This is a genomic window from Acidobacteriota bacterium (assembly GCA_016716435.1).
Lineage (GTDB): Bacteria > Acidobacteriota > Blastocatellia > Pyrinomonadales > Pyrinomonadaceae > OLB17.
In genome coordinates this window covers 141,009-153,226 of the sequence record JADJWI010000004.1, presented here as the reverse complement: position 1 = coordinate 153,226, position 12,218 = coordinate 141,009, and the positions used below count along the sequence as shown (strand labels likewise).

The window sequence follows — 12,218 nt, the reverse complement described above, 5'->3', positions numbered from 1 at the left end:
CCCTGTGTTTAAGAAATCGCTAAACACAATGTACGCAAAGGTTTGCACAAAGGGCACGAAGAGGTTTCATTCCTTTAAGACGCATCGGCCTTCGGCCTGCGGTCAAATGCTTTATGGATGAAATAGATAACGAGTCCGATGCCCGCGGCGACGATGATCGGAACTGCCTCGCGGTTGAAATCGACGCGGGTCAACAGCCAGGCGATCAAACCGAGCGAAAGCACCGCGGCCAAGATGCCGAGCGGGGCTGAGAATTTGGCCTCCGGTGCATCGCCGCGGCGGCGGAAGACCGGGAGGGCAAGGCACGTTGTCGCATAAACGAGCAGACGCGTGATGGTCGCGATGGCGAGTGCGGTCAGGAACGTTGAATAGATCGTAAGGAAGAATATGACGACCGAGGTCAGGAGGATCGAGACCCAAGGGGTTTTGAACCGCTCATGAGTCCGCGAAAGCCCGGCCGGCAGTTCGCCTTTTTCCGACATTGCGAAGAGAAGTCGCGAGCTGCCGAGAAAACCGACGTTGAGGTTGCCGAGTATCGAGATCAATGCTCCGACCGTGATAAATGCAGCACCGAATGTGCCGAGAAAAAGTGCACCGGCATCGGCGAGCGGGCGCTCCGATTGGGCAAGCCCCGGCAGGGTTCCGATGCTGACCACCTGGATCAAAATGTAAAGCGTTGCCACTATTCCCAATGCAACAAAGAGCGCGAAGGGCGTGCTCCGCTGTGGGTCTTTCGTCTCGCCGCCCATCACAACGCCGACCTCAAAGCCGACGAATGCGTATATTAATAGAAGCACCGCACTCGTAAAGGCTCCGTATTCCGGCACCGCGTCAAAGGTGAAATTTGCCGGGTTAATAAAGAAAATACCGACCGCGACGAAAACAAAGAGCGGAATCAGCTTCCCGGCCGTGAAGATGTTGGTCATTATCGCCGATTGCTTTACGCCGGCGAGGTTAACGGCAAAAATGCCGAGCACGATGACCGAGATCATGGCGACGCGAAACGCGCCCTTGTCTGCCTCGGCGACGAAAAAGCCGAAGTAGGTGATCAGCAGGTTGCAGTTTGCGGCAAAGGACGTAACCCGGACGATCCAATAAAGCCAGCCGACCTCAAAACCGACGAGGGGCCCAAATGCCTCGCGGGCGTAGAGATATGGCCCGCCCGTTGCCGTGAAGCGGCTCGAGACCTCGGCATAGCAGACGACGATAAAACTGATGATAATCGCACAGGCGAAGAAGGCGACCAGGCTCCAGGTGCCGATCAAGGCATGGACCTTTGCGGGCAGCCCAAAGATACCGGCGCCGATTATCGTGTTGATCAGGATCGCGGTGAGGTCCCATCGGCTGATCCCGCGGACAAGCTTTTCTTCTGTCATTTTTTATTGAGCTCGGCGCTGCTTTTTTCGAGAGACGCTTTTCGTTTATACTCTGAAAATAAAGTCAGGTAAAGCAACACGGTTCAGAGTCTCCCGCTCGGTTCGTCTTATGTCCAACCCAAATCGTCTTTTCGCTTCGGTTTTATGTGCTCTTTTCGTCGCCGCTAGCGCTGTTGCACAGGTGCCGGCGGGTGAGACGGAGATCGTTCCTTCAAAGGGCTACAAGCGGCTCGCGATGGAGCGATCGGCGGAGATGGATTCGCTCGTCAAGTCGGCGGTCGATGAAGTATCTGCGGCAAAAGGGCTGAAGCTAGAGGACGTAGCCGTTTCGCTCATCGACCTTCGCGGCGACGCGGCAAAGTGGGGTGAGCATCGCGGCGAGTCACGGATCTATCCGGCGAGCGTCGTGAAGATGTTCTATCTTGTGACGATTCACCAGCAGCTCGCCGATGGGAAGCTCACGATGACAAAGGAGCTCGAACGCGGCGTTCGCGATATGATCGTCACCTCCTCTAACGAGGCGACGCAGTACATCGTCGACGTCCTGACCAATACCTCAAGCGGCGGCGAACTACCCGTGAAGGAGTTCGAGCTTTGGTCCTACCGGCGGAACCGGATGAACCGCTACTTTACCGCGATGGGCTACACGAACATCAACGTTAACCAGAAAACACACTGCGAAGATGCCTACGGCGTCGAGCAGCAGTTTCGGGATTATCGCGGACAGAACCGCAATATGCTGACGGCAAATGCCTCGGCACGGCTGATGGCGGAGATCGCCCGCGGGCTCGCCGTTTCTCCCGAACGAAGCAAGCAGATGCTTGAGGTGCTCAAACGCGACCCATATGCGACTGGCCGCGAGGCGAACAGCCAGGCGGTCGATTTTGCCGGCAGGGCACTGCTCGACCTTAAGATCGAGGGCGCAAAGCTCTGGTCCAAGGCCGGATGGACAAGCCGGACGCGGCACGACGCGGCCTACATCGAAACGCCGGACGGCCTCCGTTTTGCCGTCGCCGTCTTTACTGAAAACAATTCGAATAACAAAGACATCATCCCGCTGATAGTCGGAAAATTGATCGAGGGAATGAGGAAAAAATGACAAGGAAACTAAGTTCGCTTTTTGCACTTTTGATCGTCGGCTCGCTTTCGGTGACCGCCTTTGGGCAGGGCTCGTATAAGCAGCCACCGAAGGAAGTTCTCGACGTGCTCAACGCTCCGGCACCGCCGGCAACGTCGATCGCACCTTCGCGTGACCGCATCGCGTTGCTCGATGTTATCCGCTATCCGCCTGTCTCGGAACTCGCCGAGCCGATGCTTCGGCTGGCGGGACTGAGGATCAATCCGCGGACGAACGCCCAGCACCGGCAGAACTATTTCTCGGGTGTCAGCCTTCAGAACATCAGCGACGGCACGGTCCGCCGCGTGCAGCTTCCGGCCGGTGCGAAGATCGTTTCGCCCGCATGGTCGCCGGACGGCAAGTACATCGCAGCAGGTAACGTGACGGACAAGGGCGTCGAGCTTTGGTTAATCGAAACGGCAACCGGAAAGGCTACGAAAGTCCCGAACGTGCAAGTCAATACGGCCTACGGCGGCTTCAGTTGGGAAGGGCCGAACGCACTTGCGGCGATGCTTGTGCCGAGCGGACGCGGAGCTCCGCCGGAGTATCGCGACGTTGTGCCGAGCGAGCCGAACGTTCAGGAAACGGCGGGCCGTTCGGGTGCGATCGCCACATTTCAGGACCTGCTGAGAAGCCCGAATGATGAGGCCTTGTTCGAATATTTTGCCACCTCGCAGCCGGCGATCATCACGCCGCAAGGGCAGGTGACGCGGATCGGAAAGCCAGCGATCTACGGCGAACTCTCGCGGTCACCGGACGGACGCTTTTTTCTCGTCACGACCATCAAGCGGCCATTCTCGTATCTCTTCCCCGCCTCGCGTTTCCCGCGGATAACCGAGGTCTGGGATGCCTCGGGCCGCATGGTCAAGGCAGTTCACGAATCACCGCTCCAGGACCAGCTGCCGGTGCAGGGCGTACCGACCGGGCCGCGGGGCATCGGCTGGATACCGACCGAACCCGCAACGCTGATGTGGGCCGAAGCACTCGACGGCGGCGACCCGCGGCAGAAGGCCGAGCATCGCGACCGGCTGATGAAGATGGCCGCACCGTTCTCCGGCAACGCGAGAGAACTGCTAAAGATCGAGCATCGCTATCAGGGCCGCGGCTTTGGCGAACGCGCCGGGACAATGCTCTTCTACGACTTTGACCGCGACCGCCAGCACCGCCGCATCTTCATGACGGACCATAACGACCCGAGCAAGATGAAGCTTATCTCGGACCTGAACGTCACGGACCGGTACAACGACATCGGAGCGCCGATCAGCAAGACGCTCGCAAACGGAAGCTCGGTGATCGTCCAGAATGGCGATGAGATATTCCTGACCGGTTCCGGCGCTTCGCCCGAGGGCGATCGGCCGTTTCTGCGTGCGATGAACGTTAATACACTCGAGACCCGCGAGATCTTCCGGTCAGGCACCGAGGAGTTTGAAGCGTTCGTCACGATGCTCGATGACGAAGGGATGAACTTCATCACCCGAAAGGAATCGACGACCGAGCCGCCAAATTTATTCCTGCGGCAGGTCTGCCCTCCCGGAAAGATCTGCACGGCCTTGGCTTACAGGCAATTGACCGAGTTCAAAGACCCTTCGCCCGAGCTTCGCGGCATCACCAAAGAGCTTGTCCGCTACAAGCGGGCCGACGGCGTTGACCTTTCGTTCACACTTTATCTGCCGCCGGGCTACAAGAAGGGAACGCGGCTCCCGACGGTTGTCTGGGCATACCCGCAGAGCTTTACCAGCGGCGACCTTGCCGGCCAGGTGACGGGCTCGACCAATCGATTCACGCAGATCGGCGGTGCCTCGCATCTCTTCTTTCTGCTGAACGGCTACGCCGTGCTCGATGACGCGACGATGCCGATCGTCGGTACGCCCGAGACGAAGAACGACACGTTCGTCAAGCAGGTGGTTGATTCGGCAAAGGCGGCGATCGACAAGGGCGTTGAGATGGGCGTTGTTGACCCTGAACGCGTCGGAGTCGGCGGTCACAGCTACGGAGCCTTTATGACGGCGAACCTGCTTGCCCATTCGGACCTTTTCCGTGCCGGCATCGCCCGCTCGGGTGCTTACAACCGGACGCTGACGCCGTTCGGTTTTCAGGACGAGCGGCGGACCTTTTGGGAAGCTCCGAAGATCTATACAGATGTCTCGCCGTTCTTTTTTGCGGACAAGATCAACGAGCCGATCCTGCTTATCCACGGTGAGGCGGACAATAATCAGGGCACATTCCCGATCCAGTCCGAGCGGCTTTTTGCTGCGATTCGCGGCAATGGGGGAACTGCGAGGCTGGTCATGCTGCCGCTCGAATCGCACGGCTATAGCGCCCGCGAATCGGTTGGGCATACGATAGCCGAGCAGATCGCCTGGTTTGACCGCCATGTGAAAAATGCGAAGCCGCGAGGCCAGGCCGCCGCGGCTGAACGTTGATACACGAAAGTGTTAAATAGAAAAGGCCGGCATTGCGACCGGCCTTTTCTTATTGAACATCGCGAAGTTCGACGACATCCGCTCCGGCGGGAAGCGGCGGCGGGCCGAGTTCGAGCATTCGTCCGGGCCGCTTGCCGATAAGCTTGCGTGCCATGACGGCGGCGACCGGCTTTGAGAAGTAATAGCCCTGTCCAAGCCGGCAGCCTAATAGCTGAAGCCGCCGAAGTTGGTCCGGAGTTTCGATGCCCTCGGCAACGACGTCGATCCCAAGATTCTCGCCGAGCATCAAAATGGTCTTCACGATCGCCGAGCTCTTGTCGTCAATGATCATCTTGTCGATAAACGAGCGATCGATCTTCAGCCGGTCAAACGGGAACCGGGCGAGATAGCTGAGCGAGGAATAGCCCGTGCCGAAGTCGTCGGTCGCGAGCTGCACGCCTAGGCCATCGAGCTCGCGGAGCACGCGAAGCGAACGCTCGCTCTGCTCCATCACCGTGCTTTCCGTTACCTCAAGCTTTAGCTGCCCGGGCTCGAGCCCGGTTTCGTTCAGAACCGTTTCGACGCAGCCGATCAGCGACGGATGCATCAATTGCTTTGCCGAGAGGTTCACGCTTACCGAAAGCCGCTGAACCGTCGTCTCCTGCCATGCGGCGAGATTCGCACAGGCCTCGTTCAAGATCCATTTTCCGATCGGAACGATCAGCCCGGTCTCTTCGGCAACGCTAATGAACTCATCCGGCGGAACAAGCCCGTTCTCGGGATGTCGCCAGCGAATAAGGGCCTCAAATTCGCAGACGGTCCCATCGGTGATGTCCACTATCGGTTGGTAGAGCACCTCAAACTCGCTCCTGTCGACCGCTTTGCGGAGGTCGGTTTCGACCTGCAGGAGGTTGAGATTTCTGACGTGCATCTCCTGATCAAAGATCTCATAGCGGGCCTTGCCTGATTCTTTCGCACGGTACATCGCCGAGTCCGCATCGCGGAGAAAGTCCTCGGGTTCGCGCATTATCTCGTCCGAAACAATGATGCCGATACTCGCCGAGGTAAAGACCTCATAGCTGTCAATATTGAACGGCCGCTCGAGATTTGCCTGCAGCCGGTCGGCGACCTTAACGACCTCTTCGCGTGAGCCCGTTCGATTTAGCAAGATGACGAACTCATCGCCGCCAAGCCGAGCAACGACGTCGCCGGGGCGGATCAGTGCATTTAGCCGGTCGGCGATCGCCTTCAGCAGCTTGTCGCCGACGATGTGGCCGAGACTGTCGTTGATCACCTTGAACCGGTCGAGGTCGAGGAAGAGAACGGCAAAGCGTGCCGCCTCTGTCTTTTCCGCCCGCGTGATCGCACCGCGAAGGTGGTTCATGAATTCGGGCCGATTCGGTAAGCCGGTTAATGCATCGTGACGGGCGAGATAGTTGAGCTTTTCTTCTGTCTGTTTCTGGTCGTCGATGTCGGTGTTCGTACCGAACCACTTCGTTATTCGGTCATCGGGGTCGAGCCCCGGATTGGCCCTCGCCTTATGCCAGCGATAAACGCCATCGTGCCGTCGAAGCCGGAACTCGACCTCGAAGTACTTTCCGGTCGCGAGCGAGTTTGACCACTCGACAAGGCACGTCTGCACATCGTCAGGATGGATCAGGCCATGCCAGCCCGCACTGAGAATCTCGTCCGCCGGCCGTTCGAAATACTCGACCGTCCGCTGATTTACGTAGTCAAGCCGCCCGTCGGGCTCTGCCGTCCAGACCTGGTGATAAATGCCCTCGCCGAGCTGCCGAAACTTGTGCTCGCTGCTCCGCAGGGCTTCCTCGGCGCTTCGGCGTTCGGTAATATCGCGGCCGATACCTTGAACGCCGACCGGCATTCCGCGTTTCAATATCAGGCGGGTGCTCAGCTCGAGTGGCACTCGACGGCCGTCCTTGGCGAGTATCTGTATCTCGTAGGTCGTTGACTGGCCTTCGGCAAGCTTTCGGGCCGTCATCTCCCGGGCGGAGGCGAGCGACTCCGGTGCGACGACCTGCCCGATGTTCATCTGCAGTGCCTCATCGCGTGAATAGCCTGTCAGCCGTTCGCCGGTGTTATTGAGCGAGGTGAAATTGCCGCGGAGGTCGTGGGTGTAGATGATGTCGTTCGCGTTCTCAAATAGGTCGCGATAGCGCTCTTCGCTATCACGCAGCGACTCCTCGGATTGCCGCCGCTCGGTTATGTCGCGTGCGATCCCTTGCACGGCAATGGGCTGGCCGTCTTTGTAGATGACCGTGCTGTTTATCTCGAGCGTCAGCCGCGACCCATCTTTGCGGATGCAATCGAGTTCATAGACGGTCTGCGAAGCATCACCGCTGAGCTTTTCCTGAAACTTCCGCTTCGCAAGTTCGAGCTGGTCCGGAGCGACGATCTCGGACATATGAAGCTGAAGAGCTTCTTCGCGCGGATATCCGAAGACCCGCTCGGCCGCCGCGTTCATCGAGATGTAATTGCCTTCGAGGTCGTGGACGTAGATGACATCGTTCGCGTTCTCAAAAAGCGTTCGGTACCGCTGCTCGTTTTCGGCGACGGCCTGCTCGGCGATCTTTCGGCCGGTTATGTCGAGCATTACGCCCTCGCGGAATATCACCTCGCCCGCATCATCGCGCATCAGGCAGCCTCGGTCGCGGACCCAATGCAGCTCGCCCGCAGCATCAAAGATCCGGTATTCGTAGTCGACCTCTTCGCCGCTCTCGGTCGATTCCGTCGTCTGCGAAAAGACCCATTCCTGGTCCTCCGGATGGATGATGCGGAGCCAGACGTCCGGGTCCGACGTCCACATCTCAAGCGGATAGCCAAAGCGGCTGAAGGCCGGGCTTACGTACTGCGGCGAATAAGGCGGGTTGGGATCAACGACGTAAAAGAGAACCGGCAGGTTCTCGATCAAGCTGCGATAATCGGTCTGGCCTTTCATTCTCCGGGGCGGAATGTCTGCGGTGTTGAGCTCAGGCGAACCTTCATCAAGGGACGGTGAGGTGAGGTCCATTAGATGATCCATAGTTTGTACACGGTCATAAAGTGACAGAATGCGTCACTTTCCAGCTATCACGAATTGTTACTTGCAGGGAGGCGAAAGCCTACAGCAAACGGTCGGGAGCCGCTGATAACTGTAAAATCAAGCTTTATGATCCGTAAAACCGCTACGGGCAACGATTTCTATTTGCAACCGCCATACCAAACGCCGCAATGGAAAAATTCGCCAAAAAGTCTTAACATTAAGACACTCTCCGGTTCCTAAAGGCGACCAATATGAAAAGTTTCTTGTCATTTTTGTTCATTCTGAACTTCACAGTTTCTCTTGCCGCTCAGACGATGCCGGCCGATGCCGACCCGAAGCTCTGGGCCCAGGCATTGAAGATCCATAAGAAAGCGATCATCGTCGATGGCCATAACGACATCACCGGCCCGATGATGGACCAGGACCTCAACCTCGCGACCGATACCCGCGGGATGATGCAGCTCGGTGGCGACCCGATCCATACCGACATCAATCGCTGGAAGGCCGGCGGCATGACCGGCCAGTTCATGTCGATCTACGTCTCGGGCAACACGCTCAAGACCGGCGGCTCGATGCGGCGGGCGATGGAGCTGATCGACGTCACCAATCGCGAGATCGAGCGGCACAACGACCTTGTGAAGTGCACGACCGCGGCCGAGATCCGGCAGGCGAAAAAGCAGAACAAGATCTGCTTGCTGATGGGCATCGAAGGCGGCTATGCGATCGAGAATTCGCTCTACGCACTCCGCAATTTCCATCGCCTCGGCGTTCGCTATATGACGCTGACTCACAACGTCACGCATGACTGGGCCGATGCTCACGGCGACGAGAAGCGAAACAAAGGCTTGACGGATTTCGGCAAAGAGGTCGTCCGCGAGATGAACCGGCTCGGTATTCTGATCGACATCTCGCACGTTTCAGATAAGGTGATGCACGACGCGCTCGACATAACGAAGGCGCCGATCATTGCTTCGCACTCGGGTGCCCGCGGCGTTTCGAACCATACCCGCAATGTCCCGGACGATGTGCTCAAGAGGCTTCCGCAGAATGGCGGTGTGATAATGGTCGTCTTCTATCCGGCGTTTCTTGATGAACGCACCGCGAAGGAACAAAGCGAGCGCTCGACTCGGCTTCGCGATCAGATCGCTGCCCTCCGCGAGCGGTATAAGGACGACTATGCTGCGTTTGTTAAAGCCGAGAACGAACTGATGGCGGCGAATCCCATTTACATTGCTGATTACAAACGCATTGTTGACCACATCGACCACATCAAAAAGGTCGCCGGCATCGAACACGCCGGCATCGGTTCGGACTACGACGGCGTGCCGTTCCTCAATCCGCCGATGAAGGGAGTCGAAGATCTTCCGCTGGTCACTTACGAAATGCTCCGCCGCGGTTACACCGAGAAAGAGATATTGATGGTGCTGGGCGGAAATATGCTCCGGGCAATGGAACAGGCCGAGCGGGTAGCCCGCGGTACCCGAGTCTCAGCCGACGGCAGCCTGATGAAGCTCAAAAAATAAGTTGAATCAAAAGAGCGAACGGCACGGTCAATGTTGGCCGAGCCGTTCGAGTTTGTTTTAAACCTTCCGCAGAAGCTTATTGCACCGGGCTTTTGTATTCGAAGGAATACGGGCGGACGTAGTTGCGGTCGGCGTATTTGAACGAAAACGTCTTGTCCGCGATCAGTACATCGCCGGGTTTCATACCGCCGATCACCTCAACCAACTGGTTCTCAAGCGTCGAAAGATGTCGGCCGTAGATCATCTTTACGTCGTGGTTGTTTCGGTCAAAGTCGTAATTCTTGACCAGGTGATCAAAGAAAAGCGGAGCCATCTGGGCCGGAGCGAGCGACAGCGAGTTCCAGTTATACCCGTAAGGGAGATCGTTGAGGCGATAGATCCGAGAGAAAATGCGTCGCTTTTCTACTCGGTACGGCCTGCCGGTCGCAGTATCGTAACCCGGCTTTCCGATGCCGTAAAACACGACAAAAACGGTCTGCGGATCGTGGTCCGGAACCACTTTCGGGTCAAATGCATACTCGACACCCTTGAACTTTGAAGGGCCGGCATTCGCGATCTGCCCTTCGGCAGAAATAGCCCCAGCCGCAAACAACAACGCAAATACCAAAAACAAAGGTGCCTTATTCATAGGGTTAAGATTTTGTGGGTCAACGGCGTCCTCCGAATTTAGAGGACAGGATCATGATATCTACTCTAGCCTACCCGATTTTCCTATTATACCCGAACGACTCATAACCGAAACGCTTAACGTCCCCCTTCGCATTTGATGCGTCCGGAGGGGCATCGTTAATGCGAATCATCTCAACCGAAGTTTCACGGTGCCCGGCCTTGACTCGCGGCCGCAAGTGAAATAGAGTTCGCGCATCACCTCTCAACAATTTAACGAGAGCGCTGCCGCTGGCTGATGTTGCGGCAGCGCCGCATTCTCGTCCCCCGAACATCACTTTCCTATGTCAGGCGGTTCCGCCCCGAGCTTTTTCTCGACGGCAAAATTGCCTGCAAAGGATGGGAGGAAAACCAATGAAAATAATTTTGACCACTTTGGTCCTTGCGGTACTTGCAGGAACGTCGTTAGCGGTGTGCTCGGAGTCGGATAAGTCGGCCCTCGAGGCCCTTGACCGGGAATGGGCACGAGCCGGGCAAGCCGGTGACAGGGCGAAACTGAACGCGATCTACGCAGACGAGTTTGTTTCGATGCCCGATATGATCGGCAAAGCTGCCACGATCGAGAATACGATGCAGAACGCACAGGCGGGTGGCCCGGCGAATGCGGTCCCCACGGTTCACGATCGCTACCTTTTTGGCTGTACCGCGAATACCGCGACCATCACGCACCGGAACATCATTACTGCAACTTCGCCTAGCGGCAAAACAGAGACGTTCTGGACGCGAAGCATCCACTTCCTTGAAAAGCGGGGCGGACGCTGGCAGGTCGTAAGCACCACCGGACACGCAATGAACGATCAGATGACAATTGGCTACCTTGAACAGGACTGGAACGATGCAAATCTGCGGCGGGACAAGGCCTGGTTCGAGAAAAATTTTGCCGATGATTTTGTCGGGGTGAGTTCAATGACTGGAAAGGTCTTGGGCAAAGCCGAGGACATTGCGGACACCATTAACGACAAGGGAACGATCGAACTGGCGGAGACGTCCGATCTCGATATACATGTCGTCGGGGACCGGGCGCGCGTTATTGGTATTTATCGGTACAAGGGAAAGGACGAGAAGGGCGTTGCCTACGACCGCAAGATCCGCTTCACGGATACGTGGATCAAACGCGACGGGCGCTGGCAGGCCTGGTCGAGTACCGGAGTTCCTATCCAATAACCTCGACTGCAAATAACCAAGAAAAGAGCGTGTTGCCGTTGTGGGGCACGCTCTTCTTCGATCCGTCGGACAGGCTCGGGCGAATCTACGCGTGATGAACCCGGCGAGAACTTGAAGTTTGCATTGGTTCTCGCCATTTCGATCACGGAAGAAAGCCAGGGAGATGCAGGCTGTCGGGTATCTTGACCGATGGTCGTTTTGGGAGTATAAAGTTTCTGACTTCCGAAAAAACCAATTCTGTTGGTCTCTGAGCCAGCGACCGTCATTCGGATGCGACGGCCGTCTGCGTTTGCTCAATTTGGGCATCCATTACTTTTCCCCGGAGAACAATATGACAAATAGATTGATCGCAACCGCGCTTGTTGCGTTGTCGTCGTTGGTTTTCATTTCGTGCGGCGAACCTGCTGCCACAAATGCCCCCTCGAACAGGGCCGCGAATACTGCGGGCAATGCGGCCCCGAAGGCTGCGGATACCGCGGCAGCTGAGACTGAGGTCAAGAAGATGATGGACGACTTTGCAGCGGCTTTGAATAAGAACGACGCAGATGCCATCGGAAAGTTCTACATTGATGACTATTCATTAATCGATGGCAACGGGCAGATACAGACAAAGGCATCGCGCACCGAGCAGATCAGGTCCGGCAAGGTTAAGATGGAAGGGTTGAAGTTTGACGACATGAAAGTCAGTATGCACCCGACCGGTGACGCGGCTGTTGTAACGGGAAAGGCGTCAGGAAAATCCACCACCGACGGTAAGACCGAGGATGTGAATTCGATGGTAACCTGGATCGTAGTCAAGGGAGCCGATGGTTGGAAGTTCTCAAGGGCGCAGATAACTAATATCAAGGCCGGTTCCTAAAAGGGAAATTATAGACCGGGAGGGATACTCACCAAGTCAACTTCGGTCTCTAACAAAATACGTAGGCCAGA

Annotated in this window: 8 protein-coding genes; 5 read left to right on the top strand and 3 right to left on the bottom strand. The window is 56.9% G+C overall.

What is annotated here, in order from left to right:
• Positions 1-74 precede the first annotated feature (74 nt).
• The gene (locus tag IPM21_10245; GenBank protein ID MBK9164278.1) at positions 75-1,376 is read right to left on the bottom strand and encodes an amino acid permease; all 1,302 of its coding nucleotides are present in this window, start codon (positions 1,374-1,376) and stop codon (positions 75-77) included.
• 109 nt (positions 1,377-1,485) lie between these two features.
• Between IPM21_10245 and IPM21_10240 the strand changes: the two genes are divergently transcribed.
• On the top strand, positions 1,486-2,475 hold the full coding sequence (locus IPM21_10240) for a serine hydrolase (protein MBK9164277.1): 990 nt from the start codon (positions 1,486-1,488) through the stop codon (positions 2,473-2,475).
• Complete coding sequence (locus IPM21_10235; protein ID MBK9164276.1) at positions 2,472-4,916, top strand: prolyl oligopeptidase family serine peptidase; 2,445 nt, start codon at positions 2,472-2,474, stop codon at positions 4,914-4,916. Before IPM21_10240 ends, IPM21_10235 begins: the two co-directional genes overlap by 4 nt.
• A gap of 49 nt (positions 4,917-4,965) precedes the next feature.
• Here IPM21_10235 and IPM21_10230 read toward each other — a convergent pair whose 3' ends face one another.
• Positions 4,966-7,923: a PAS domain S-box protein gene (locus IPM21_10230; GenBank protein ID MBK9164275.1), complete on the bottom strand. Its 2,958-nt coding sequence runs from the start codon at positions 7,921-7,923 to the stop codon at positions 4,966-4,968.
• A 263-nt stretch (positions 7,924-8,186) separates the two neighbouring features.
• Here IPM21_10230 and IPM21_10225 point away from each other — a divergent pair, with 263 nt between their 5' ends.
• Entirely contained in the window at positions 8,187-9,458 is a 1,272-nt protein-coding gene (locus IPM21_10225; GenBank protein ID MBK9164274.1) for a dipeptidase, read from the top strand.
• Positions 9,459-9,534: 76 nt separating this feature from the next.
• On the opposite strand, the gene IPM21_10220 is transcribed toward IPM21_10225, so the two are convergent.
• A complete protein-coding gene (locus IPM21_10220) occupies positions 9,535-10,086 on the bottom strand; it encodes a hypothetical protein (protein ID MBK9164273.1) in 552 nt (183 codons plus the stop codon).
• 392 nt (positions 10,087-10,478) lie between these two features.
• On the opposite strand from IPM21_10220, the gene IPM21_10215 reads away from it, so the two are divergent.
• Together IPM21_10215 and IPM21_10210 are read left to right on the top strand one after the other, a co-directional pair.
• A complete protein-coding gene (locus tag IPM21_10215) occupies positions 10,479-11,288 on the top strand; it encodes a nuclear transport factor 2 family protein (protein ID MBK9164272.1) in 810 nt (269 codons plus the stop codon).
• 331 nt (positions 11,289-11,619) lie between these two features.
• The gene (locus tag IPM21_10210; GenBank protein ID MBK9164271.1) at positions 11,620-12,147 is read left to right on the top strand and encodes a nuclear transport factor 2 family protein; all 528 of its coding nucleotides are present in this window, start codon (positions 11,620-11,622) and stop codon (positions 12,145-12,147) included.
• Positions 12,148-12,218: the final 71 nt, after the last annotated feature.

What these genes read in the sequence shown, in the direction of transcription:
- IPM21_10245 (MBK9164278.1), bottom strand. Translation starts at nt 1,376, where the DNA reads ATGACAGAAGAAAAGCTTGTCCGCGGGATCAGCCGATGGGACCTCACC.
- IPM21_10240 (MBK9164277.1), top strand. Translation starts at nt 1,486, where the DNA reads ATGTCCAACCCAAATCGTCTTTTCGCTTCGGTTTTATGTGCTCTTTTC.
- IPM21_10235 (MBK9164276.1), top strand. Translation starts at nt 2,472, where the DNA reads ATGACAAGGAAACTAAGTTCGCTTTTTGCACTTTTGATCGTCGGCTCG.
- IPM21_10230 (MBK9164275.1), bottom strand. Translation starts at nt 7,923, where the DNA reads ATGGACCTCACCTCACCGTCCCTTGATGAAGGTTCGCCTGAGCTCAAC.
- IPM21_10225 (MBK9164274.1), top strand. Translation starts at nt 8,187, where the DNA reads ATGAAAAGTTTCTTGTCATTTTTGTTCATTCTGAACTTCACAGTTTCT.
- IPM21_10220 (MBK9164273.1), bottom strand. Translation starts at nt 10,086, where the DNA reads ATGAATAAGGCACCTTTGTTTTTGGTATTTGCGTTGTTGTTTGCGGCT.
- IPM21_10215 (MBK9164272.1), top strand. Translation starts at nt 10,479, where the DNA reads ATGAAAATAATTTTGACCACTTTGGTCCTTGCGGTACTTGCAGGAACG.
- IPM21_10210 (MBK9164271.1), top strand. Translation starts at nt 11,620, where the DNA reads ATGACAAATAGATTGATCGCAACCGCGCTTGTTGCGTTGTCGTCGTTG.